The organism is Bacillus sp. ABR (assembly GCF_056172715.1).
The window spans coordinates 256,585-280,845 of record NZ_JAOYSL010000001.1 but is presented as its reverse complement, the minus strand read 5'-3'; the positions used below and the strand labels follow the sequence as shown (position 1 = coordinate 280,845).

Sequence of the window (24,261 nt, the reverse complement as noted above, 5' to 3'; positions counted from 1 at the left end):
GTACCTTGTCCCTAATTCGTACAAAGGAGGAAACAATGGCAGACAAAAAAGTTCATTATAAGAAGGTTGCCGCTTCAGAGGATTTTCGAAAACTTCTTGAGGAAAAACGCAGATTTATCGTACCGATGACGATTTTCTTTTTTCTCTTTTACTTTTCACTTCCGGTCGCTACATCCTACTTCACCTTTTTGAACACGCCAGCAATTGGCGCGATCTCATGGGCTTGGTTATTCGCCCTCACACAATTTGTCATGACCTGGGTTTTATGTGGACTTTATGCAAAAAAAGCAGCTAAGTTCGACAATTATGTAAGCGCTTTAAAAACTGAATCAAGAGGTGATGACGAATGAGCATGACCGCGTTTATTTTGTTCGTAGCGATCGTAGGTCTCACATTGGTCATCACATATTTTGCTGCGAAAAAAACAAGCAATGCGAGTGATTTTTACACTGCAGGAGGGGGCCTGACTGGGTTTCAAAACGGCCTTGCCATTGCTGGCGACTATATGTCTGCTGCATCCTTTTTAGGGATTGCTGGAATGATCGCGTTAAACGGATTTGACGGCTTTTTCTATAGCATTGGTTTTCTAGTAGCGTATCTTGTCGTTCTTTACGTTGTGGCTGAACCGCTACGAAATCTAGGGAAATATACGATGGCCGATATGATCGCTGCACGATTTAAGCGCCCTGCCATTCGAGGGGTTGCCGCCTTTAATACCATTACAGTCTCCACTTTTTATATGATTGCACAGCTTGTTGGAGCAGGTGCGTTAATCAAGCTGCTTCTTGGCATTGATTACTGGATCGCAGTGCTGATCGTGGGTGTCCTGATGACCATTTATGTCGTGTTTGGCGGCATGATTGCGACCAGCTGGGTACAGATCACAAAGGCTGTGCTTCTCATGCTTGGGACGCTCATTATTTCACTGCTTGTGTTTGCAAAATTTGATTTTAGTCTGCTGAAGATGTTTGAACAGATGAAAACTGCAACCCCGCTTGGTGAATCGTTTCTTCACCCGGGAAATAAATATGATGTGCCTTTAGAAACCTTGTCTCTTAACCTCGCCTTAGTGCTTGGGACAGCAGGTCTGCCGCACATTTTGATTCGTTTTTATACAGTAAAGGATGCGATTTCTGCGCGAAAATCAGTTCTTTCTGCTACTTGGATCATCGGGATTTTTTATTTAATGACGGTTTTCCTTGGCTTTGGTGCTGCTGCCTTTGTTGGAACAGAAGCGATCACAGCAGCAGATGCAGCCGGAAATATGGCCGCACCTCTTCTGGCACAAGCCCTTGGAGGAGATTTATTATTTGCCTTTGTTTCCGCTATCGCCTTTGCGACCATATTGGCAGTGGTGACTGGTCTTGTTTTATCCGCCGCGTCAGCTTTTGCCCATGACTTTTATAGTCAGATTATCCGCAAAGGAAAAGCGAGTGAGCGGGAGCAGGTGAAGGCAGCACGCTTTGCTTCAATCGGCGTGGCGATCCTCTCCATCATTCTTGCATTATTTGCCCAGTCCTTAAACGTCGCTTTTCTTGTGTCTCTTGCCTTCGCAGTCGCAGCGAGTGCGAATTTACCTTTGATTATCTTCACTGTTTTTTGGAAACGATTTAACTCTACGGGTGCCATCGCCGGAAGCTTAACAGGCCTTCTGAGCGCACTGATTATCGTCTCGCTCAGCCCAAGCGTCTGGGACCCATCAGGAGCAGCCATCTTCACAGGAGAGCCGCTCATCCCGCTGTCGAACCCTGGGATTATCTCGATTCCACTCGGATTTCTTGCCGCATACTTAGGCACGATATTCTCGTCTGAAAAAGCAGATGAAGACACCTTTACGGAAATTCAAGTAAAGGCACATACAGGCATGCATATGGATACTGATTCATAAGGAAAAGCCGGCTGCTCAGCCGGCTTTTTTTGTGTTCTTCTGTTCAAATCTCAGTAAGGTATAAATTGGCTTTTCAACTTATTTTTATACTTCTCTAATCTGGCAACCCTTCTAAACATGATGAGAGAGCAGCATGTAATGATGATTAACAGAATTTCATGAACTTCCCCTCTGTTATCAACCACACTCTTCATTCCTATCCCTCCCCGTAATGAATCTATTTATCGTTATGTATTCCCTGCAAGATGTCATTCCTATGTTATCATGTTATACACATACTGGAAATTATTTAAATCGACACGAAAGAAGTGGGATGACGTATGCAAAGGATTTATTCTGCAAAATTATTATTCGAATCCATCTCATCACCAAGCAATATTCCCGATAAAATCTTTGAAGAACGAATCATCTTGGTAAAAGCTAAGAACCAACGTCAAGTGAAGGAAATAGTCAAACAAGGCTTCCCAGAGGAAATCTATGATAATGCAGAAGGTGGCCAAACTAACATAAAATTAGCAGCCATTCTAGATATTTTTGAGCTTGTAGATCACTTAGAGCAAAAGTCACTACACTTGAGTGAAGTGTACAGCCGCCACCTTATTTTTGATGAAGAAACTTCTGTTCAAGAAGCCATCAAGGCCTATTCTTTAGACAAATAACAAAGCCGGCTGCTAAGCCGCCTTTTTAATAGCGCTGGAATAACTCTGGGTTTTTCGGAACGTTTTCTAAATAAACGATCTTCCCTTGGTCGTCCAGCTCTGCGATATCAATTCCTTCTGCTGTATAGACACGGCCATCTGAAAGCTTTCCGCACACGGCCCAGTTTGTTTCATACTTTCCATCTTCTCTTTTAATCCATCCATCCCACATATGCTTAATGTCATCATGTACGTGGAAAAATGTGTTCAAAAATTGTGTGAATGCTTGGATTCCAGGCCTCCGGGCGCCATTTAAGACAATCATGACATCGTCAGAAAACAATGCCAGCAATTCATCCAATTGCTCCTGCCCTTTTCCTGCTTCATCGTATCGGCGAAAATACGTATCGAGCACTTCCATGTTCATTCTCCTTTATTTACCTGTCATTTCGAAAACAATCGAACTATATAATTGTACACAATTGTTTCTCGCCTGTCTATTTTCCCCTACATAAGAAAAGACATGAATTGATTCAATCCATGTCTCCCTCAGATCAAAGAGATGCTTTTTCTGCTTCAACAAGTGATTTCAGCTTTTCTGCTGCTTTTTTTGGATCGGCGCTCTGGCTAATAGCACTAATGATGCTTACACCATCTGCTCCAGCTTGTATGACTGGTGCAGCGTTGTCGTATGTGATCCCTCCGATACCCACAATCGGAATTTGAAGGCCATGACGGCGGACTTCAGTAATCAAAGACACCCCCTGGACACTGCGTGTATCCTTTTTCGTTTCCGTTGGATAGACTGGGCCCATCCCGACATAATCTGCTCCGTCTTTCATGGCTTGTTTCACTTCATCTAGGTTATGCGTCGACACGCCTAATATTTTATTCCCGATCCTTTGTCTGACGTCTTGTGCGTTTGCGTCTTCCTGTCCAACATGAACGCCATCTGCATCAAGATCAATCGCTAGCTGTACATCATCATTCACAATAAAAAGAACATTTGCTTCTTGGCAAAGCGCTTGAATTTGACGAGCCAATTGTTTCTTCTCTTCAGCCTGCAAGGCGTTTTCACCCTTTTCACGAAATTGAAACATGGTGATTCCGCCTTGAATGGCCTCGTTCACAACATCAAGCGGCTGTCTCGTTGAATTTGCTGTTCCCATAATAAAATAAACCGATAATTGCTGTTTGATTTGCTCTTGATCAGCCTTTGTCATGTGAAACTCCCCCTAATTTCCCTAATGTCAGCACATCATCGCCGGTTGTGTGTGATAGTGCGTTTAACAATTCCATTTGAAAGGTCCCCGGTCCTTTATCCTTTGTTTGCAGAGCTGCCTTTTCAGCTGCCACACCATAAAACAGCAATGCAGCGGCCGACGCATGAAGCGGCCTTTCACCTGCTGCACAAAATGCTCCGATGATAGATGTCAGCAAACAGCCGGTTCCTGTCACCTTGGTGAGCCATTCATGTCCATTATGAATGGACAGCACCTCATTTCCATCTGACACCACATCGACTTTTCCTGTGATCACCACTATTGTCTGAAGTACAATGGACGCTTGTTTGGCTAATGCCGATACATCTCCATTCGCCGCTTTCGCATCAACGCCTTTTGACTCCCAGCCATCCACTCCAAGTAAATGAGCCACCTCAGCAGCATTCCCCCGGACAACGGTCATTTTTACTTTCTCTAACAGCTGTTTAGCCGCATTCGCTCGAAACGTTGTCGCACCGACGCCGACAGGATCTAACAAAACAGGTACACCTTTTTCATTGGCGGCTTGTCCAGCGAGAATCATGGCTTCCACCGTCTCCTTGGTCAGTGTGCCAATATTAAGCACAAGTGCATCCGCTAATTGTGCCATTTCAGCCACTTCTTCTTTGGCGTTTGCCATGACTGGCGAAGCACCTAAAGCAAGCAGTCCATTCGCTGTGAAATTCGTCACGACTTGATTCGTGATATTATGAACGAGTGGATTTTCCTCTCGAACCTTCTCCAATAAATGAGACGCGCGGCTTGTTTTCATCTGTATCATCCTCCCTTTTACTCTGCATCCCACACGTAAGATTTCGTATGCTTTAACCATTCTCTTGCCGCAAACGACAAATAACGGTCTTTTCGCCAAATGACACCTAAATGCCACGGGATCGATGGGTTTAGGGAAATGACCTTTACCTTTTCAGGATCAAGATCACGGCAGATTCGTTCTGGCAGAAGTCCAATCCCTAAGTTTTCAGCTACCATTTCACTAATGAAATCCCACTGAGACGTTTCATAAATGACATTTGGCCGGAATCCCGCATTCATACATTCATTTAAAATCCGGCTGTGCAGAACAAAATCTTCTCTAAAGAAAATAAACGACTCTTCCCTTAAATCAGCTAAATGTACCTCCTCACGACCGGCCATCGGATGGGATGGATGCGTCACGAGCTTCATGTTCTCTTTAATAATGGTGTACGTATGAAAAATTTTATCATTTGCAGGCAGAACAATGACACCAATATCTAATGACCCATCCTCGACCCCTTCCTCTACTTTAATGGAGCCGTGCTCGACCAATTGAAATGTGACATCTGGATATTGCTGGCGGAATTCTCCCATGACATTCGGGAAGAAACTTGACCCAATCATCGGGGGCAGTCCGATTCGGATATGCCCTTTTTTCACATTCATTAAATCATTTAATTCGCTCGTTAAATTCTGAAATGACTGCGTGATTTCACTCGCCTGTGTATACATGGTTTGGCCGGCATCTGTCATTTCAACCTGCCGTCCATTTCGGTAAAACAACTGCACCCCCAGCTCATCCTCCAGGTTTTTGACCATCTTGGAAATGGTCGGCTGTGATACGTAAAGGGACTGCGATGCTTTCGTGAAGCTCTTTAACCTTGCCACTTCTAAGAAATATGTTAAATGTCTAATGTCCACATGCTTCATCCTTCCTATAGACAAAAGGAATAATTACTATTCGATATATGTATTTTACCTATAACTAAACGTGCTGTACACTTTAAAGTAAGCTCATCAATTGGAACGTTGTCATGTTTTTGTGAAATAGTGAACAATTTATATAGAAAAAGGAGTGAACAGAAAGTGAAATTGCTCAAAAAGCCGCTGATTGCTGCCCTTCAGATTATGGTCTTGTTTATTTTTGCGAAATTCATGAATGTGCTGGCGGCCTTTTTGCATTTAAGAATCCCGGGCACGATCTTAGGCATTCTTGTCATTTTCTTATTACTTCATTTTAAGATCATTCAATTAAAATGGATAGAACTTGGCGCCGTATGGCTGCTCGGAGAACTGCTGCTTTTCTTTATTCCATCAGCAGTTGGTGTCATTGATTATGGAAAACTGCTTTCTCAATCTGGCACAAGTATTGTCCTTGTCGTCTTAATTAGTACGTTTGTGGTCATGCTCTCAACTGGTATCATGACGCAAATGATTGCGAAACGAAAGGAGCGAAAAAAGCTATGTTAGTTGGCGGACTATTTCTGATCTTAACAGTTCTTTTATATCTCGGATCAAAAGCGGTGTACAAACGGCATCCAAAGGTTTATGTCTCACCATTACTTGTCACTCCGCTTGTTCTTGTCGTCTTGCTGTTAATCGTCAACATTCCTTACGATGCTTACAATCAAGGCGGGAAATGGCTCACGAATATGCTGCAGCCTGCGACTGTTGCTTTTGCCATTCCTTTATATAAGTATTTTCATATCCTGAAGAAGCATGCAGTGGAAATTCTTTTGAATGTGGCTTGCGGCTCTATCATTGCGATTTTATCAACGGCATTTATCGCCAAGTTATTTCATCTGGACACAGGCCTTATTGAGAGCCTTGTCCCAAGATCGGTCACAACACCTGTAGCAATGAGTGTGTCAGAAATGATCGGCGGCATGCCGTCCGTTACGGCTGTCTTTGTCATTTTAACCGCACTGTTTGGATCGATTATCGGTCCAATGGTGATCCGTTACTTCCGCATCGATAATGACATTGCCATGGGCGTCCTGCTTGGAACAGGTGCACACGGTGCAGGAACATCGAAAGCCTTTGAAATGAGCTCCGTCTCAGGGACGATCTCAAGTGTATCGATGATTATTTCAGCCATTATTACATTATGCGCAGCGCCGATCCTCATGTCGTTTGCCTTATAAAAAAAGCTATTTCCCTTATAGGAAATAGCTTATAGATTGTTGACAAAGTGCTAAAATGTTCTTTATTTTAGCACTTTGTCTTCTTTTCAGCGTGATAGAAAACCTTTGCAGCCCTAGGAAGGACGAGTACGGAGCGGAGCGAATTTGACATTCGTGAGCACCGAAGCGCAGACCTGCGGGCGAATGCGAGGGTTTGTCTACACGCTGAAAGCCATTCCTTATCGGAAATGGCTTTTTCTTATGCTTGTATGAAGACAACCTTTAAATAGTTCCCTTCAGGATAATTCTTCGTTGTACGGAAATCCTCAGGAAGAGAATATTCTTCAAGTATCCGATAGGTTTTCCCTGATTCTTTAAAGGCCTGCGCAATAAATCCTTTGAACTTCTTCATGCCAAATGCACTGCTATTCGTTGATGCCACAATGACGCCATTCTCAGCTGTGATTTGGATGGCTTCTTTTAATAGCTTCTTATAATCCTTCGCCGCACTGAATGTGTGCTTTTTCGTTCGTGCAAAGGATGGCGGATCTAAGATGACGAGATCATAGGTCCAGCCTTTTTTCGCTGCAAACGGAAAATATTTAAAGACATCCATGACTTTGATATCCTGCCCGTCCACATCAATATCATTGACTTCAAACTGCTCAGATGTTTTTTTCAAGCTGCGGTTTGCAACATCCACACTTGTCGTACGGCTCGCTCCACCAAGCGCAGCTGCTACTGAGAAAGCACCTGTGTAAGAAAACGTATTGAGCACAGTCTTTCCCTTTGCATAACGATCTCGAATCGCTTTTCTCACATGACGCTGATCAAGGAAAATGCCCGTCATCGCACCATCATTTAAGTAAACTGCTACGTTCATGCCGTTTTCTTTCACAATGAGAGGAAATTCACCTTTCTCTCCCTTCACAAAATCATCATCTTCTATATACTGTCCAGACGTATCAAATCGTTTCTTCTCATAAATACCTTTATAGTCTGGATATACTTGCTCAAGTGCAGCCAATACTTCTGCCTTTAATGTATAGACTCCTTCGCTATACCATTGGATGAGGTAGAATCCGTCATAATGATCAATCGTGACGCCGCCAATTCCATCCCCTTCTCCGTTGAACACACGAAAAGCAGTCGTCTGTGCATCACGAAATAAATGCGTTCTGCTTTTTGCTGCCTGCTCAAGCCTAGAGACAAAAAAAGCTTGATCTATTTTTTCGTTTGCATCAAAGGTTAGTACCCAGCCAATTCCTTTGTTTTGCACACCATAATACCCTTTTCCTAAAAAAGCGCCCCGCTCATCCACCCATTCAATGAGCTCGCCTTCCCGTACACCGTTCACATTCGATACTGCATCTTTGGAAATGAGCGGATATCCCTTTTTCACTTGTTCCGCAAATGTTTGTTTTAATGAGATTTTTTTCATTTGTGTCATCCTTATCCTAAATTGACTCTCTCTATCCTACCATATGAATGTATACGTTACTTCTATTATGATAAGATGAGGAGAAAAATATCAACATGACATAGAGGAGGCACTTCTTTTGACGACATTACGCTTAGATCATACAGGTATTATGGTTTCGAATATTGATCAATCGATTGATTTTTATGAAAAAGTGGTGGGGATGAAATTAAAGGACCGCATCACTCATACAAATGGAGTGATTGAGCTTGCATTTCTCGGTTTTAAAGATGAAGCAGAAACGGAAATTGAGCTCATCCAAGGCTACAGCAGTGACCTGCCATCTGAAGGGAAGGTCCATCATCTCGCCTTCACAACAGACAATATTCATGCTGAATTCAATCGTATTCAAAAGCTACAAATTGAATTAATCGATGAAGAAATCACGACATTACCAAATGGATATTGCTACTTCTTTTTCAGAGGACCAGATCAAGAATGGATCGAATTCTTCCAGCGCTAATATTTCCTAGGAAATCGTGCCGCTAAATCTATCTTCCATTTATTCATAAAGAAAAGAGTAAGAGCATATACATGCCCTTACTCTTTTTTATAACACCTTACTAAGAAATGATTTTGTACGCTCATGCTGTGGGTTTCCAAAGAGAGCTTCCGGTTTGTCTTCCTCGACAATATATCCGCCATCCATAAAGATGACACGGTCTCCTACCTCTCTTGCAAAGCCCATTTCATGTGTCACCACAATCATGGTCATGCCTTCGACAGCTAATTGTTTCATTACAGCTAATACATCACCCACAACTTCAGGATCAAGAGCTGATGTCGGCTCATCGAATAATAGTACTTTCGGGTCCATTGCCAAGGCTCTTGCAATGGCAACACGCTGTTTTTGTCCACCGGATAATTGGTTAGGGTAGCTTTGGGCTTTGTCTTTTAAGCCGACTTTTTCAAGCAAGTCTAGCGCTTTTTCGGCCGCTGCCTTCTTTTCAATGCCTTTTACCTTTATCGGTGCGATCGTAATGTTTTCTAAAACAGTTTTATGAGGAAATAAATTAAAGTGCTGAAACACCATGCCTACTTCTTGTCGTACTTTATTGATATTCACCTTTGGGTCTGTAATCGTGTGTCCGTGGACAACGACTTCTCCAGCAGTGATATCTTCTAATTTATTGAGGCATCTTAGAAACGTGCTTTTCCCTGATCCAGAAGGACCAATGACACACACTACTTCCTTTTCCTCGATGACTGCATTAATATCCTTTAAGACTTCGTGATCGCCAAAGGATTTCTTTAAGTTTTTCACCGTAATCATACTCATTTGATATCAAATCTCCTTTCTGCGTAGCTAGCCAGTAGAGAAAGTAAATAAATGATCACGAAATAAATGACACCGACAATGAGCCAGACATTCAATGGATCAAATGTAGCCGATGCTTGAACTTGTCCTCGCTGCATAATATCGGCAATCCCGATAATAGATAAGAGAGATGTATCCTTCAAGCTGATGATGGCCTGGTTTGTAATCGCTGGAAGCATGCGGCGGAAGGCTTGCGGAAGGACGATAAAGCGCATGTTTTGTCCCCCTGTAAAGCCTAATGAGCGCGCAGCTTCTGTTTGCCCTTTATCAATGGACTGAATCCCTGCACGAATAATTTCTGAGAAATAAGCCCCTGCATTAATTGCTACTGTTATAATCCCTGCGGGCACTCGATCAAGCGAAATGAATTCCAGTGTATTCAAACCAAAATAAATGAAGAATAGCTGTACGATAAATGGTGTGCCTCGAATGGCATTCACAAAGACGAGTGCGATGAAATTTAAGATTTTAAATGGTGACAGACGGAATAATGCCACAATTAACCCGATGATAAATCCTAAAATGATGGCAACAACAAAGATATATAAAGTGGTTTGCAAACCATCCATTAAATACGGAAATGCATTAATAATTGTATCCATGTTTCTCCCTCCCTAATTCACATACGGCTGACACATAAAGAAAGCGCGCTCGGAGCGCGCCTCGCTTGTGTTATGACTTCAAATATTTATCAATAATTTTGTCATATTCACCGTTTTTCTTTAGGTTCTCCAGACCTTTATTGATTTTCTTCAATAGGTCTTGATTTTTCCCCTTCATGACAGAGATACCATACTGGTCTCCATTCAAGCGGTCTCCAACTGTTTTCAATTTTAAATCTTGTTGTGCGATCGCATACGTAATGACAGGATAATCCTCAATTAAGGCATCTGCATTTCCGTTTGATACTTCCTGGAACATAGATGGGCTGTCATTAAATTGAACGACTTCATACCCATATTTATCTGCGTTATCAGATGCGAACTTTGCACCAGTCGTCCCGTTTTTAACAGCTAGCTTTTTCCCCTTTAAATCATTAATTGATTTGATGCTGCTGTCCTTTTTCACAACAACTGTCAGCCCAGCGTCAAAGTAAGGATCTGAGAAATCTACTTTCTTCTTACGCTCATCTGTAATACTCATCCCGCCCATTCCAACATCAAGCTGTCCTGCCTGCATTGCTGGAATGATACCTGAGAAGTCCATAGCTTCCAGCTTCACTTTGAAACCTTGATCTTTCGCGATTGCATTAATTAAATCAACGTCTATGCCTTCATATTTACCGCCCTTTTCAAATTCAAATGGCGGATACGTTGTATCTATCCCAATTTTATATGTGCCTTTGTCTTCTCCCGAACCACTGTCTGATTTTGATCCACAGGCTGCCATGACAAGCACAACAATTAGTCCCATGATCAATAACATCGATTTCTTCATAAAACACGACCCCCATTGTCAGTTTTGTCTAAATATTCGCAATAACAATAATACTATAACACGCTAAAGCTATAGTGTGTGATGTTTTTTATCAATACCAAAGATCCATACAATTCTAGATCAATAGTCTCTTTAAATTTTACTTTTTTGCGAATAACTCATTTTATTCTAAAAGAAGAGTCATTCACAATTATAATGTAAGATAATCTCACAAAAAAATGAGACAGCACCTTGATAAATGATGTTTCTTTATAGTATACGAAAGCAAACTCAACAACCGGCTTCCACTCTTTATTGATATTGTAGTATATTTTTTTCAAAACCCTCTTTTTACCTAAAAATATGTAAGCGTATACAAAATGTCTCTTCTCCCTATTTCTTTCACTACTGGTTGAATTTACATCAAAAAACATGTTTTACAAACTGCATGAGAGAGCTTAAAATATAAGAAGATACTGGAATATGGAAAGTTGATTCAAAAGAACGGATTTTGATAGATGAAGAAAGGAGGATAAGAATTGGCAGAAGCAGGTGTTTTGTCGTCCGTTGATGTAGCAAATATGCTCAATGATTGGTATGTCATGATGAAAAAAAGAGAGATACAAGGTGCCATCCAGTTAAAAGAAGACATTCTTCAGGCGTTTGATCGAATGGAAGAAAATCAAGACGTCTTACTTTACTATCAACTGCTAGAGTACCGTTTTAAAGATCTAATAGAAGATACAGCTTCGTTAGATCATAGTCTTTTTGTTGATGAAAATGCCATCCGTACGGATGATATGCTCAGCTATTATTTCTATTTCTTTAAAGGGATGTATGAAATGCGCAGAGGCAATCAGGATACGGCATTTCACCATTTAAAATTGGCCGAGGATAAATTAGATCTCGTACATGATGACATTGAAAAAGCCGAATTTCATTATAAAACAGGGTGTCTTTACTATAATATCAGGTCCACGCTTCTCTCCATCCACCACTTAAAGAAGGCTTCATCTATTTACGACGCAGATCCATGTTATGTGAAAAAATCAATCAGCTGTCAAATGATGCTTGCTTTGAATTATGCGGATCAGTCGAAATATGATGAGGCAGAATCGTTGTTCAAAGAAGTGATTCATTCACTAGAACAGATGGAAGATCCAGATTTGCTTGGACACGCCTATTGTAATGCAGCCTTTATTAAAAGTCTAAGAAATGAATACAGTGAAGCTGTGCCACTCCTAGAAAAGGCTTTAATGATAGAAACATTCGAAACTTCTTCTCCAGGCGGCTATTTACTTGCCATGTACGCCTACACAAAAGCACTATTTAAGCTGAAAAAGCCAGGTTTGTTCCACTATTATGTACAGCTTTCACTTCAAAAAGCAGAAAATTTAAAACAACGAAACATTTCACTTAAATTATCCATTTTAGAAACACTTATGATTCAGCCAGACAACATGATTGAGCAAATCAAGTCTTATTGTGATCAATTAGAATCGATGAATTTCCTTGTTGATCTTGAAGCTATTTGTCAGGATGCAGCTGCTTACTTAATGGATCTTGGACTTCATGAAGAATCCTCTTATTTTAGAAACAAGGCATTATCCTTAAAAACTTGTTAAGAATATGGAGTGATGTATGATGAAGAAATGGCTTATCACAAGTGCGATTTTTACCCTCTTGATAACAGGTGTTTCTATTGGTGCTTCCGTTCAAAAAGACAGCAAATCTGCACAATCTCAAGATATCATTCAAAAGAGGGATCGTGGAACCAACCCTTAATATGAAAAAAGCAGCTGTGATCAAAACAGCTGCTTTTTTATGTGTTAATCAATTTCTCGTTTGATATTTTGCATTTTTTCATCTAAGTAATGGGCAATATCTGCGGCTTCCTTCAGTTCATCAGTCAGTTGATGAGGAACATCGTTTTGCAGTTTATAATAGATTTTATGCTCTAGACTCGCCCAAAAATCCATCGCTATGGTCCGTACCTGAATCTCAACCTTCACATACTCCACACGATTCGTTAAGTAGACAGGAATCTCAACAATTAAGTGAAGGCTTCTGTAGCCATTTGGTTTCGGATGTTGAATGTAGTCCTTCACTTCAAGGATCTTTAAATCCTCTCTTTGCCTCAATACATCCATAATATTATAGATATCTTGAATAAAAGAACAGATGATGCGGACACCTGCGATATCATGGATATGCTCCTTGGCACATTGTGTCGTGATGTCGCATCCTTTTCTTGCTAGTTTATTCACGATGCTTTCAAAGGATTTGATCCGTGATTTTGTATGCTCTATAGGGTTATGTCCATGGATTAAATTATACTCCTGACTGATAATCGAAAACTTTGTATCCATTTCATCTAATGCAAATTTATATACTAATAGTTCATTTTTCCAGTCTTCCATGACATTTTTCAAATCTTCAACATGAGTTGCTGACATATTCATTTTCTTTGTCATCTCCTTTTGGGAAACGGCAGCTGTACCGCTTTCCGTTTACTAGACGGAGAGAGGACTCGAATGGTTTTAAAAAATACGCAGTTAGCCTCTTTGTTTGTAATAGGTCAGCGCCAGTGCAAGAGCCAGCACAGAACCTTTCACAATATCCATTGCATAATAAGGAACAGACATCATCACAAGCCCATTTTGTAAGATTCCGATGAGTACAGCCCCGATAAAAGTACCAAATGCGTTTGGCTTACCTGCTCCCATGACGGAAAAGCCGATAAAAGCAGCCGCTACTCCATCCATTAAATATGGTGCACCAGCATTAATTTCTGCTGTCATCACCCTTGATGCCAGCACGATACCTCCGATCGCTGCAAATAACGCAGAAAGCAGATAGGCCGCAATTTTGTATTTGTTCACATGAATGCCAGACAATCGAGCCGCTTCCTTATTCCCACCGATGATGTACATGAATCTGCCATGCTTTGTGTAGGTCATGAAAACATGCGCAAATAGAACAATGGCAGCCATAATGAGAATGATATATGGCACCTGTCCGATTTTGCTAAAAAAGGCAGGGATCGTTCCCGTTGAAAACGTGCCATCGGGCAGCACCATATTTTCAGAAATGGTCGCCCCTTTCGTATACGTTTGAGCCAGCCCTTGAATGATAAACATCATGGCTAATGTCATGAGCATATCTGGAATTTTCATTTTGACGATCATCCATGCATTTAACAATCCAACAATGATAGAAGCCGCTAGTGCAGAAAGGATGGCAATCAGTGGGTTTTGCGAGAACCATACGAACATAGAAATGACAATGGCATTTGACAGCGTAGCGACTGATCCAACTGATAAATCAAAACCGTTTACTGCCAATGAGATGGTTAAGCCCACCGCAATGATGGTCACAATTGAGATAGACCGTAAAATATTGATGATATTTCCCGATTGCAAAAACGCTGGATTCGCTGCCGCAAATACCACAATCAACACGACAATGGTTAAAATCGTCCCATATCGATAAAAGAAATCAAACAGATGAAAGGGTGGCCGCTGTTTTTTGATTTGCTGCACAGGGGCTGGAATTTGTTGTTCGCTCATGATTGTCCTCCTGTTGAATGATATAAAAGCTCCTCTTCAGTCGTCGGTGCAGTCATTTCCCGGGCAATGCTGCCATCATATAACACGTATACGCGGTCAGCGATACCTGCAATCTCTGATAGCTCACTCGACGCATAAATGACAGATTTTCCGCGGGCGGCAAGCTCTGCGATCAAAGTGAAAATATCTTTTTTCGCTCCAACGTCTACACCTTTAGTTGGTTCATCAAAGAGATACACATCTGCCTCAGCCAGCAGCCATTTTCCGATGGCAACCTTTTGCTGATTTCCACCAGATAGGTGCTTCACCTTTGCTTCAAGAGACGGCGTTTTGACACCAAGTCGTTTGACGATGTCGCCTGCACCCTGCTTTTCCTTCGAACGATGTAAGAAGCTGAATATCCGTGAAAATGAATGAAGACTTGCAGCCGTTAAGTTCCACCCCACGCTCTCTTCGGTCAGAACCCCTTCTTTTCTCCGCTCTTCAGGCACAAGAGCTATTCCAGCTCTCACAGCTTGATGAGGCGATGTGATGTGAATGGTTTGACCATGCAGCTGCACAGTCCCCGTCTTTTTTTCTGAGGCACCGAAAAGGGCTTTGCACAATTCTGTTTTTCCAGCACCGACAAGTCCTGCGATCCCGAGAATTTCTCCTTTTTTGACATAAAAGTGAATGTTGTTTAATTTGTTTTGATCGTTTAGCTCTTTCACTTCAAGCACAATAGGTGCATCTTTCAAAGGTTTGCGAGACGGGAATTGTTCCTCTAATGGCGCACCTAGCATTTCTTCAATGACTTGCTGCGGATTTGTGTCTTTGACAAGGTGGGCTGCCACATCCGTTCCATTTCGCATCACTGTCAGTTCATCACAGATGGTGAAAATTTCAGGCATGCGATGGGAGATAAACACGATCCCTGTCCCATACTGTTTCAGCCGATCAATCATGGAGAATAATTTGCTTGTTTCTGCATGACTAAGCGGAGCTGTTGGTTCATCTAAGATTAAAATGCTGCATTGAATGGAAACGGCCTTAGCAATGAGCACCATCTGTTTTTCAGCAAGGGTCAGATCGCTGACAAGTCGTTTTGTGGAGATGTCGATGTCCATTTCTTTTAATAACTGAGCCGCCTTGCGATGCAGCTCTTTCCAGCTGACAAATGTTTTTTTCTCAATCTCATGCATCATCATATTCTCGCCAACACTTAAGTAGGGAACAAGAGCCATATCCACTTCTTGATGGACCGTCTGCACACCATATGAGGATGCATCCTTTGGGGTTTGAATGGTTGCCGCCTGGCCATTGATGTGGATGGTTCCGTCGAAGTGGGAATGAGCGCCAGAAAGAACTTTCATTAACGTGGACTTCCCAGCACCATTTGCTCCAATTAGTGCATGGACCGTCCCTTTTTTTAATGTGAAATTCACTTGATCTAAAGCTTTGACCCCTGGGAATTCAATTGAAATATTTTTCATACGAACAAGCGGCGCTGTCATGGGTGTCCTCCTTCTCTTGATATCATCTGAAAAACGAAACACCCTCTATGGAAAGAGAGTGCACGTCGCTTATTTTGTATAATGCTTCTTCAAGGTCTTCATCCAATCTTCCTCAAAAGCAGTCGATGAACCGAATCCCTTCACTTCGTCTGCAAGATTGACCATGTTAATGGCTTTTCCTGCTTGTTGAAGCTGCTTTTGCGAGATGAGAGAGGCCTCAAGGTCATAGGAAGATGGTGTTTTCTCACCAGCTATTTTCTTCGCAAGAATCCTCACGTCGACTGCGCCGATGAGCTTCGGATCAACCGCTGCTGTGTACTTCCATGGACTGTCCTTCGCTGTCATTTCTTGAAGATCAGCATTTGACACATCAATCCCATAAATCTTCACTTCTGTTCTTCCTGCTTCCTTTAACGCTCTTGCTGCCCCAATGGCAAAGGCATCCCATGTGGCAAAAATAGCGTCCAGTTTGCCCTTTGGATACTTATTCAGCATGGCTGCTACTGCATTTTGCGTTTGAACAGACGTATCAGAAGAGGCTACACCAAAGCGGTCAAGCTCCTTGATCCCTGAATGTTGTTTAAGCGTTTCTTGATAGACCTTGTTTCGTCTCACCATTGGCGGGAATCCATCTACCCACAGGTACGCAATATTTGCTTTTCCTTTAAAATCAGACACGAGCGCGTCTAATGATTTTTTCGCTAATTGTTCGTCATCTTGAGACGTCACTGTGACTCCTTTGATGTCCTTTAGCTTAGGATTTGAATCAAATGCTACAACTGGAATGCCTTTCGCTGTGATCTTTTTCACATCAGCGACTGTCGCCTCGTCGTCCCCGTGAGAGATGATAAAGCCATCATAATTTTCCTCCAGCGCCTGAGAGATGGCATCATGGAATTTTGCTGTATCACCATTTGCGGTGTAGACATCTACCGTAAAGCCGAGTGCTTCACCTTCTGCCTTCGTTCCAGCTAAAAATTGAGCTGTATGATCGTCTCCTCCAATTTTGCGGATCACTTTAATTTTAGCCCCCTGTCCCTTTGCAAATCGCTTCGGTACTTTGTCAAAAGAGACTTTTTCGTTTGCATTTGCCTTTGAGCCTGCACTTGATCCAGTGCCGCAGCCAGATAATAGGACGGTTAATGCCGTTAATAAGACAAGAAATGATGTAAAATGCTTACGCTTCATTGCTGTTCCTCCTCAAGTTGTTTTAAATTTTTCACATCGGAAAACTAGGTAAAAAAGTGGAAATACGCCTGTCAAACAGGCATTTGATTCGAAAAAGAGACGAAAAAAAGCCTCTCTTGGAAAGAGAGGCTTGATCACCGTTGCATGAAACATGTATCGGGAAGTCTTCCTCTCTTATCTGTCAAAGCTGTAACAGCTTTGCAGGAATTAGCACCAATTTCTACAATAGAAACGGTTGCTGGGCGTCATAGGGCCAGTCCCTCTGCCTCTCTTGATAAGAGATCCGTTATGAAATTTGTTTTCGTTGAAATGTCTTCTTTACTTTAATGTGATGTCACATCAATGTCAATGACTTTTTTGAAAATTTCTAAAATATCATTAACTTCCGATGATTTTCTTAGCAGGTGATGATTTCTTCAGACGGAAATCATATTTTTTCTCATTCACAAATTGTGGGTTGAGATGTGCTGATCCTTTATCTTGACCGCTATTAGAGAGATAGGTTTTGTAGCCTTCCATCCATTTCCCGCGCCAAATCCACTGTGATGCTTTCGCACCTTTGCGATCATCATAAACGTTCTTCTGGAAGGTATTCTTTTGGTTCACTTGATAAAGATTCACGACTAAGTAATGCGAGGCGCTAGCCGTCATGATATTATTCGTGATTCGATTGTTCACTGCTTGATACTGCATTAGCAATTGGCCGCCTTCTAAGCCGGCTGTGTCATTTTTGTACAAAATATTATGTGAAATCGTCGTATTGGTTGTACCGCCACGCTTCTTATCATAGCCGCCAATAGAAATGCCTGTATAACGGTTTAAATATACTTGATTGTGTTCGATGCGGATGCGATCTGCCATTTTTCCTTTATGTTCGCTTGTAACTTCAATCCCCAGGTCATTGTGATGTGAGATGTTATGATCGATCACAATGTCTTTTCCGCCATCAACATAAATTCCGCCAGCGGAGATGTCGCTTCCATAGGCTGGGTTCCCTGCACTCGTAATCTCATATACTTTGTTTCTAGAGACGACTCCATTTCTAACTTGATCATACTTTTTAGAGGGTGCTACGTTCTCGAAACCAATTAAATCAATGCCAATATTATCAGTGTTACGGACCGTGTTATGTGTCACACGGAAATTTTTGACGTTTCCATTTAGCACGAGCGCTTCACTAAAGCCCAGTTTTAATTTTTCAACGGTATTTCCTTTGATTTCAATGTCTTCTATTGCTGCAGGAGCTTTTGTCCCATAGACAGCAATTCCATGTGCATTTCCATTTTCATGTTTCGTCTGAATGTCATACACTCGGTTATTGAGCAGTTTTACGCCTTTACCGCTTCCTTTGATGAAAATACCAACTGGTGTTAAATCTTCTTTATTCGTCTTAAGATGTCCTACAGTGAGGCCTTTGAGGGTGATGTAGCTCTTTTGATCGACCGTGACAAGGCCGCCATCGGCTTGATTTCCTTTAAGGGATGCCCCACTAATCACAGGTTTTTCTTTTCCGTAAGCTTGAAAGACAACGGGTGCTTTCTTTGTTCCGGAATAACGGACAATCAATTTCTCTTTGTATGTACCGCCTCTCATGTAAATGGTTGTCCCAGCCTTCGCCATACTTGCTGCTTTTTTCAGCGTGCGGAAAGGTTTTTGCTTTGTTCCCGGGTTTTTGTCGTTTCCGTTTACCGCTACGTAATAAGCTGTGCTTTGCTTAGCACCAGCTTCCTCTGTCATCGCTTGACAGCCAAAGCTGATCATGGACATGAATACAATGAGTAAAATGCTTGGTATCACTCGTTTCATCTTGTTGTTTGCTCCTTTCCCTTCTCTTCTTCCTTTATCGGTTAAAAAAAAGAGGATTAAAATATGACAATGTCCCTTGCAATGTACTAGTCAAAAGGTGTATGGTTGAAAGAATATCTTACAGGAAAACCATTCGTTTTTAAATTGTCAGATTAATCAGTTAATAACGTATTTGGATTTTATTTCTTTTTTAAAAAGGGGGGACATGAGCCAAACTGACAGCAGAGAGAAGGAAAGCGCTTTAACAGATTTTTCTTGTCTGAATTCCAGAAAACCTATTGCTAATATTTTGTGAAGGTATAGAATAGAATCATAATTATTTCATATTATTAGAATTTTCAAATAATCAAACAGCAAGGAGATTTACAATGCCAAAACAACCCATCCGCGTTGAACTTAGTTCAACAAAAAAACCAAAACCTCAATCTGATCAACTTGAATTCGGAAAAATCTTCACAGATCACATGTTTGTGATGGATTATTCAATTGATAAAGGCTGGTATGATCCAAGAATTATTCCTTATCAGGCTATTCCAATGGACCCAGCTTCGATGGTCTACCATTATGGTCAATCTGTTTTTGAAGGATTAAAGGCTTATGTTTCTGAGGATCAAAAAATTCTCTTATTCCGTCCGGAAAAAAACATGGAGCGCTTAAACAGATCCAATGACCGCCTGTGTATTCCGCAAATTGATTCAGAAACAGTATTAGAGGGCTTAAATGAACTCATTCGCATTGATAAGGATTGGGTACCTGATGCAGAGGGCACTTCCTTGTATATTCGTCCATTCATTATTTCCACTGAGCCGTATTTAGGCGTTGCACCGTCTAGCACGTATAAGCTGATCATTATCTTATCTCCAGTGGGATCATACTATAAAGAAGGCATTCATCCGGTCAAAATTGCCGTTGAAAATGAGTTTGTCCGTGCCGTTAAGGGTGGAACAGGAAATGCCAAAACAGCTGGAAACTATGCCTCAAGCCTTAAAGCACAGCAAGTGGCTGAAACGAAAGGGTTTTCACAAGTTCTTTGGCTTGATGGGGTCGAGAAAAAATACATTGAAGAAGTCGGCAGCATGAATATCTTCTTTAAAATCAACGGAGAAATCGTGACGCCTGAATTGAACGGCAGCATTTTAGAAGGCATCACACGTAACTCTGTACTTGAGCTGTTAAAGCATTGGGGAATTCCAGTCACAGAGCGCAAAATTTCAATTGATGAGTTAATTGAAGCACATCAATCTGGCGAGCTTGAAGAAATTTTTGGGACTGGAACGGCGGCCGTGATCTCTCCTGTCGGGGAATTAATTTATCATGATCAGCCATATGTGATCCAAAATGGTCAAACAGGCGAAGTATCCAAGAAATTGTATGAAGCCATTACTGGCATCCAAAAAGGAACACAGCCAGACATCTTCGGCTGGACAGTTGAAGTTGACTCGGTCGTCAAGCAAGCATAATCATGTAAAAGAACCTTTCATTCACGAAGGGTTCTTTTTTGTTTATTTACCTCTCCTTTATCCCTTATAATGGTAATAAATTGAGGAGGGATGGTATGTTTTTTACTTATCTATTAGCGTTCATTGGGATCTGTATCGGATCGATGATCGTCGCTACTGGTTTCGACGATTCACCGTTCCTCACCCGGTTTCTATTTAAGGCGCTTGGGATTTCTATCCTTGCTCTTTCCATCTCTTTTGTAAAGGTTAGACGAAAGAAGTTACAGAAACAAAAGGCGAAAAAGGCTTAGTTGACTCGTCTGCTTCCCATCAAATCGTGCACCAAAACAAGACCGATACCCCAACAATCGCCCCAGCGTATATCCACTGTTTTCCCTTGATGCTTCGCTTTCTTTCGATCAGTAAAAAAATCTCAGGCAAAAAGATGATCATGATTTCTAGGATAAAGACAAGATAGTAAACAAGCGGCATCGGCTGGAAATCAAACTTTCTTGCATCTCCTCCAATCGTTGCGAAATACATCAACAGGTTAGTCACTGGAATGGTGAAACAAACAAGCAGGCGGAGAACATAAATCCACACATAGTCCTTATGCCGAATGAGACCAACAAATGAAGCAATAAGGCCATACAAAAACAAGATCACTGTGCCATAACTCATGACAGGCTGTACGACAAATCCGTAAAGCATTAAACCAATTGCAACCATATTCCAACAGTCCTTTCTTTGAAGCCATACATGCTGTTTTTTCTATCATACACTTCTTTCTCCAGTTTCCATATGAAGAAATCATAAAAAATGACCCCATAAAAGGGGTCACTCATTATGTGTTAAGCATTGACTGATTTGAAGAATTGCGGTAAATATTCACGATGCGCTTCAAGCATTTCATCTAAAATTTGCTTTGCAATCTCGTCAGATGGGACGAGCGGGTTGATCGTCATCGCAACAAGAGCCGTCTCGTAATCTCCAGTTACAGCCGCTTCAGCTGCCACACGCTCGAATGATTTGATTTGTTGAACGAGCCCTCTGACAGCTACAGGCAGATCACCTGTCGCGATTGGCTTTGGTCCGTCCTTCGTAATGATACAGTTTACTTCAACAGCTGATTCAGCCGGAATGCTGGCAATCGCCCCTTTGTTCACTGTATTGACTGGTTGAATGTCGTGCTTATCATTATAGATGGAGCTGATTAAGTTACAAGCCGCATCGCTGTAATAGGCTCCGCCTCTTTTTTCGAGCTGCGGTGGTTTAATCGACAAATCAGGATCTTTATAGAGCTCAAATAGTTCCCGCTCGACCTGCTGTACAACCTCCGCTCGTGTTCCTTTTTCTTGAGCCGCCTTTTGTTCTTCTTCCAGCATATCTTTCGTTTTATAGTAATAGCGGTGATACGGACATGGGATGACCCCTAATCCTTTCACAAAAGAAGGCTCCCAGTTTTTCGCTTCAATGTTTTTCATGGACCACTGGCTGTTCGGATTTCCTAGTTCATCAAGCACTTGATCCATAATGCTGACCCCGTCTAAATATACGTCTAATCCATAGACCATGTGATTGAGACCGGCAAACTGTACCTCGATGCGTTCTACATCCACTTCAAGCGCCTTAGCGATTCCCATTTTGATCCCAATCGGCACATTGCATAGACCGACGACTTTTTTTAGATTCGTATAGCGTAAAACAGCTTCTGTGACCATGCCGGCTGGATTCGTAAAGTTCACAAGCCATGCGTCTGGGCAAAGCTCTTCCATATCCTTCACAATGTCTAAAATGACCGGGATGGTCCGAAGGCCTTTAAATAAACCGCCTGGTCCATTCGTTTCCTGACCGATGACGCCATATTTAAGCGGTATTCTTTCATCCTTTGCCCGTGCTTCCAGCAGTCCTACACGAAATTGTGTCGTCACAAAATCTGCGTCCTTTAAGGCTTCCCGGCGGTCAAGAGTCAGGTGTACCTCAATCGGTAGACCTGCTTTTTCGACCATACGTTTCGCCAGAGCGCCCACGATGTTTAACTTTTCCTGACCCGCTTCAATATCCACAAGCCATAATTCCTTTACAGGCAATTCATGATATCGTTTAATAAACCCTTCGACGAGCTCAGGCGTATAGCTCGATCCACCGCCTATTGTGACAATTTTGATTCCTTCTTTCATGAATTGACACCTCCGAGTTGCTTCATTTTTTCATGGAGCTCAATGATTTCTGCTGCGAGCTCCTTAACGGTCATTGCGTTCATGAGATGATCCTGCGCATGAATCATGAGGAGGCTAATATCCGTCTTTTCGCCCCTGATTTCTCCTTGGATCAGCTCTGTCTGTGCGTGATGCGCCTCATTTAACGCGTCTTGTGCTTCCTGCATTTTTTGCTTCGCCTCATCAAAATTACCTTGCTTTGCACACGTAATGGCTTCCATCGCTGAGCTTCTGCCATTTCCGCCGTGCAGGATGAGTTGAAACACAATTTGTTCCATTTCCATCGGCCGCATCCCCCTTGTTCCCTCTATTACATGCTGACGACATTTTCATCAGTTGATGCTTTTGTTTCTAGCTCACTTTCTTCTTTCAATTTCTGCTTATCCCACATTCTAAAGAATGGGTAGTATAGAGCAAATGACAACGCAAGGTTAATCAGCTGCATGACAGCACCAGAGATTTTACCTCCTGTGGCGAGATAGCCTGAAATGATTGGCGGCATGGTCCATGGGACAGCAATCCCTGCCGGTTTTGCCACAAGGCCTGTGCTCATTCCGATATATGTGGTGATGATCATCATGATTGGCGTAAGGATAAATGGAATGAGAAGCATTGGGTTCATCACAATCGGCATTCCAAAAATGATCGGTTCGTTGATGTTAAAGATGGCTGGCCCAATGGCAAGGCGGCCAAGCTGTTTCATTTGTTTACTTCTGGCACGTAAGATCATGGTCAGCACCAAAGCAAGCGTTGCACCGCTTCCGCCGACGTTGATGAAGATTTCAAAGAACTGCGCTGTGAAAATATTCGGCAGCACTTCTCCTGCTTGGAATGCAAGACGGTTCTCATCCATTGCACCGAGCCAAATTGGCCCCATGACGCCCCCGACAATGGTTGCTCCGTGAATACCACATGCCCATAGGAGCATTTGCACACCCATCGCAACGATACTGCCGCCTAAGCTGCCACCAAGAATGGAAAGCGGTGTACCAATTAAGACCGTGATGATATTATGAATACTCTCAAAAGGTGTCATCTCAATCACAAGTCTAGCGACCCAGATCAGCGTGATGACCACAAAACCTGGAATAAGTGCAATAAACGATTTACTGACTGCTGGCGGTACACCATCAGGCATTTTGATGACGATGTTCCGCTGTACAATAAAGCGGTAAATTTCGGTTGAAAGCATGGCAATAATCATGGCAACGAATAAGCCTTTACTGCCCATCAGTGTGACAGGAATGCCTCCGCCCACTAGGATAGCTTCTGTTGAGCCTTCAGGTGTGAAAGGTACTTGATATGGAGTAGCCAACAGGAAAGCCGCAACAGCGATCGCACCAGATGATAGTGCATCAACGGCATACTTTTCAGCTAGCCTGTAAGCAATCCCGAAGGTCGCAACAAGTGCCATAATGTCAAAGGTTGCATTAACAGGATAGGATAGTTTCGTGGCCCATTCTGCTCCGAAGATACTTGCCATAAAATCGCTGTATCCTGGGATCGGAAGGTTGGCTAAAATGAGAAACAGTGAACCGACAATAATGAGAGGCATGGTTAAAACAATTCCGTCACGCAATGCTTGTAAATGTCTTTGAGCGGCAATCTTCCCTGCAAACGGCATGACCTTCTCTTCTAGAAATCGGTTGAATCCATTCATCCCCTC

Annotated in this window: 27 protein-coding genes and 1 riboswitch; of the genes, 10 read left to right on the top strand and 17 right to left on the bottom strand. The window is 42.2% G+C overall.

Going from position 1 to position 24,261, the window contains the following annotated elements; genetic code table 11:
- Positions 1 to 35 precede the first annotated feature (35 nt).
- The 3 genes from OIT90_RS01335 (at position 36) to OIT90_RS01325 (ending at position 2,547) form a co-directional block, all read left to right on the top strand.
- Positions 36 to 350: a DUF485 domain-containing protein gene (locus tag OIT90_RS01335; RefSeq protein ID WP_024423845.1), complete on the top strand. Its 315-nt coding sequence runs from the start codon at positions 36 to 38 to the stop codon at positions 348 to 350.
- Entirely contained in the window at positions 347 to 1,888 is a 1,542-nt protein-coding gene (locus OIT90_RS01330; protein WP_024423846.1) for a solute symporter family protein, read from the top strand. Before OIT90_RS01335 ends, OIT90_RS01330 begins: the two co-directional genes overlap by 4 nt.
- Positions 1,889 to 2,208: 320 nt before the next feature.
- A complete protein-coding gene (locus OIT90_RS01325; protein WP_144489852.1) occupies positions 2,209 to 2,547 on the top strand; it encodes a DUF4288 domain-containing protein in 339 nt (112 codons plus the stop codon).
- A gap of 25 nt (positions 2,548 to 2,572) precedes the next feature.
- Here the strand turns inward: OIT90_RS01325 and OIT90_RS01320 are convergent, their stop codons facing one another.
- The 4 genes from OIT90_RS01320 to cidR all read right to left on the bottom strand — a co-directional run bounded on the left by OIT90_RS01320 (position 2,573) and on the right by cidR (position 5,465).
- Positions 2,573 to 2,947 carry a nuclear transport factor 2 family protein gene (locus OIT90_RS01320; protein ID WP_047203665.1) on the bottom strand — a complete coding sequence of 125 codons (375 nt, stop codon included), beginning with the start codon at positions 2,945 to 2,947 and terminating at the stop codon, positions 2,573 to 2,575.
- A gap of 133 nt (positions 2,948 to 3,080) precedes the next feature.
- Positions 3,081 to 3,749, bottom strand: coding sequence for a thiamine phosphate synthase (gene thiE / locus OIT90_RS01315; protein WP_064498818.1), 669 nt, complete (start codon positions 3,747 to 3,749; stop codon positions 3,081 to 3,083).
- On the bottom strand, positions 3,736 to 4,560 hold the full coding sequence (gene thiM / locus OIT90_RS01310; RefSeq protein ID WP_269102845.1) for a hydroxyethylthiazole kinase: 825 nt from the start codon (positions 4,558 to 4,560) through the stop codon (positions 3,736 to 3,738). Before thiM ends, thiE begins: the two co-directional genes overlap by 14 nt.
- A gap of 17 nt (positions 4,561 to 4,577) precedes the next feature.
- Positions 4,578 to 5,465 carry a cidABC operon transcriptional activator CidR gene (cidR, locus tag OIT90_RS01305; protein WP_039182411.1) on the bottom strand — a complete coding sequence of 296 codons (888 nt, stop codon included), beginning with the start codon at positions 5,463 to 5,465 and terminating at the stop codon, positions 4,578 to 4,580.
- 165 nt (positions 5,466 to 5,630) lie between these two features.
- On the opposite strand from cidR, the gene OIT90_RS01300 reads away from it, so the two are divergent.
- Positions 5,631 to 6,014 carry a CidA/LrgA family holin-like protein gene (locus OIT90_RS01300; protein WP_080967207.1) on the top strand — a complete coding sequence of 128 codons (384 nt, stop codon included), beginning with the start codon at positions 5,631 to 5,633 and terminating at the stop codon, positions 6,012 to 6,014.
- A complete protein-coding gene (locus OIT90_RS01295; protein WP_039182414.1) occupies positions 6,008 to 6,688 on the top strand; it encodes a CidB/LrgB family autolysis modulator in 681 nt (226 codons plus the stop codon). Before OIT90_RS01300 ends, OIT90_RS01295 begins: the two co-directional genes overlap by 7 nt.
- Before the next feature lie 238 nt (positions 6,689 to 6,926).
- On the opposite strand, the gene OIT90_RS01290 is transcribed toward OIT90_RS01295, so the two are convergent.
- Positions 6,927 to 8,108, bottom strand: coding sequence for a class I SAM-dependent rRNA methyltransferase (locus tag OIT90_RS01290; protein ID WP_366206465.1), 1,182 nt, complete (start codon positions 8,106 to 8,108; stop codon positions 6,927 to 6,929).
- Between the two features lie 118 nt (positions 8,109 to 8,226).
- On the opposite strand from OIT90_RS01290, the gene OIT90_RS01285 reads away from it, so the two are divergent.
- Entirely contained in the window at positions 8,227 to 8,610 is a 384-nt protein-coding gene (locus OIT90_RS01285) for a VOC family protein (protein ID WP_039182421.1), read from the top strand.
- A gap of 87 nt (positions 8,611 to 8,697) precedes the next feature.
- Here the strand turns inward: OIT90_RS01285 and OIT90_RS01280 are convergent, their stop codons facing one another.
- The 3 genes from OIT90_RS01280 to OIT90_RS01270 form a co-directional block, all read right to left on the bottom strand.
- Positions 8,698 to 9,426 carry an amino acid ABC transporter ATP-binding protein gene (locus OIT90_RS01280; protein WP_039182423.1) on the bottom strand — a complete coding sequence of 243 codons (729 nt, stop codon included), beginning with the start codon at positions 9,424 to 9,426 and terminating at the stop codon, positions 8,698 to 8,700.
- On the bottom strand, positions 9,423 to 10,067 hold the full coding sequence (locus tag OIT90_RS01275; RefSeq protein WP_024423856.1) for an amino acid ABC transporter permease: 645 nt from the start codon (positions 10,065 to 10,067) through the stop codon (positions 9,423 to 9,425). The genes OIT90_RS01280 and OIT90_RS01275 overlap by 4 nt, the downstream gene beginning before the upstream one ends.
- 70 nt (positions 10,068 to 10,137) lie before the next feature.
- Positions 10,138 to 10,902, bottom strand: coding sequence for a transporter substrate-binding domain-containing protein (locus OIT90_RS01270; protein ID WP_064498820.1), 765 nt, complete (start codon positions 10,900 to 10,902; stop codon positions 10,138 to 10,140).
- 518 nt (positions 10,903 to 11,420) lie between these two features.
- Between OIT90_RS01270 and OIT90_RS01265 the strand changes: the two genes are divergently transcribed.
- Together OIT90_RS01265 and OIT90_RS01260 are read left to right on the top strand one after the other, a co-directional pair.
- The gene (locus OIT90_RS01265; protein ID WP_058838469.1) at positions 11,421 to 12,506 is read left to right on the top strand and encodes a Rap family tetratricopeptide repeat protein; all 1,086 of its coding nucleotides are present in this window, start codon (positions 11,421 to 11,423) and stop codon (positions 12,504 to 12,506) included.
- 19 nt (positions 12,507 to 12,525) lie between these two features.
- Positions 12,526 to 12,666 carry a hypothetical protein gene (locus tag OIT90_RS01260; protein WP_180272453.1) on the top strand — a complete coding sequence of 47 codons (141 nt, stop codon included), beginning with the start codon at positions 12,526 to 12,528 and terminating at the stop codon, positions 12,664 to 12,666.
- A gap of 44 nt (positions 12,667 to 12,710) precedes the next feature.
- Here OIT90_RS01260 and ywaC read toward each other — a convergent pair whose 3' ends face one another.
- The 5 genes from ywaC to OIT90_RS01235 all read right to left on the bottom strand — a co-directional run bounded on the left by ywaC (position 12,711) and on the right by OIT90_RS01235 (position 18,937).
- Positions 12,711 to 13,343, bottom strand: a complete 633-nt coding sequence (ywaC, locus tag OIT90_RS01255) for a GTP pyrophosphokinase YwaC (RefSeq protein WP_039182427.1) — start codon at positions 13,341 to 13,343, stop codon at positions 12,711 to 12,713.
- A gap of 93 nt (positions 13,344 to 13,436) precedes the next feature.
- The gene (locus OIT90_RS01250) at positions 13,437 to 14,450 is read right to left on the bottom strand and encodes an ABC transporter permease (RefSeq protein ID WP_144489848.1); all 1,014 of its coding nucleotides are present in this window, start codon (positions 14,448 to 14,450) and stop codon (positions 13,437 to 13,439) included.
- Positions 14,447 to 15,943 (bottom strand): sugar ABC transporter ATP-binding protein, encoded by a 1,497-nt coding sequence (locus OIT90_RS01245; RefSeq protein ID WP_247543922.1) that lies wholly within the window; start codon positions 15,941 to 15,943, stop codon positions 14,447 to 14,449. Before OIT90_RS01245 ends, OIT90_RS01250 begins: the two co-directional genes overlap by 4 nt.
- A 69-nt stretch (positions 15,944 to 16,012) precedes the next feature.
- Positions 16,013 to 17,131, bottom strand: a complete 1,119-nt coding sequence (locus tag OIT90_RS01240) for a sugar ABC transporter substrate-binding protein (RefSeq protein WP_474892173.1) — start codon at positions 17,129 to 17,131, stop codon at positions 16,013 to 16,015.
- A gap of 171 nt (positions 17,132 to 17,302) precedes the next feature.
- Positions 17,303 to 17,412, bottom strand: a riboswitch (SAM riboswitch).
- Between the two features lie 97 nt (positions 17,413 to 17,509).
- Positions 17,510 to 18,937 (bottom strand): right-handed parallel beta-helix repeat-containing protein, encoded by a 1,428-nt coding sequence (locus OIT90_RS01235; protein WP_341040878.1) that lies wholly within the window; start codon positions 18,935 to 18,937, stop codon positions 17,510 to 17,512.
- A 368-nt stretch (positions 18,938 to 19,305) separates the two neighbouring features.
- On the opposite strand from OIT90_RS01235, the gene OIT90_RS01230 reads away from it, so the two are divergent.
- Complete coding sequence (locus OIT90_RS01230) at positions 19,306 to 20,397, top strand: branched-chain amino acid aminotransferase (protein ID WP_039182437.1); 1,092 nt, start codon at positions 19,306 to 19,308, stop codon at positions 20,395 to 20,397.
- Between the two features lie 95 nt (positions 20,398 to 20,492).
- Positions 20,493 to 20,687, top strand: coding sequence for a hypothetical protein (locus OIT90_RS01225; protein WP_099663799.1), 195 nt, complete (start codon positions 20,493 to 20,495; stop codon positions 20,685 to 20,687).
- Between the two features lie 19 nt (positions 20,688 to 20,706).
- Here OIT90_RS01225 and OIT90_RS01220 read toward each other — a convergent pair whose 3' ends face one another.
- From OIT90_RS01220 to celB, 4 genes are all read right to left on the bottom strand, one after another.
- Positions 20,707 to 21,105 carry a hypothetical protein gene (locus OIT90_RS01220; RefSeq protein ID WP_099663800.1) on the bottom strand — a complete coding sequence of 133 codons (399 nt, stop codon included), beginning with the start codon at positions 21,103 to 21,105 and terminating at the stop codon, positions 20,707 to 20,709.
- Positions 21,106 to 21,227: 122 nt separating this feature from the next.
- Positions 21,228 to 22,556, bottom strand: a complete 1,329-nt coding sequence (locus OIT90_RS01215) for a 6-phospho-beta-glucosidase (protein ID WP_251180939.1) — start codon at positions 22,554 to 22,556, stop codon at positions 21,228 to 21,230.
- On the bottom strand, positions 22,553 to 22,879 hold the full coding sequence (locus OIT90_RS01210) for a PTS lactose/cellobiose transporter subunit IIA (RefSeq protein WP_039182451.1): 327 nt from the start codon (positions 22,877 to 22,879) through the stop codon (positions 22,553 to 22,555). Before OIT90_RS01210 ends, OIT90_RS01215 begins: the two co-directional genes overlap by 4 nt.
- A 26-nt stretch (positions 22,880 to 22,905) precedes the next feature.
- The gene (gene celB, locus OIT90_RS01205; RefSeq protein ID WP_024423868.1) at positions 22,906 to 24,255 is read right to left on the bottom strand and encodes a PTS cellobiose transporter subunit IIC; all 1,350 of its coding nucleotides are present in this window, start codon (positions 24,253 to 24,255) and stop codon (positions 22,906 to 22,908) included.
- Positions 24,256 to 24,261 lie beyond the last annotated feature (6 nt).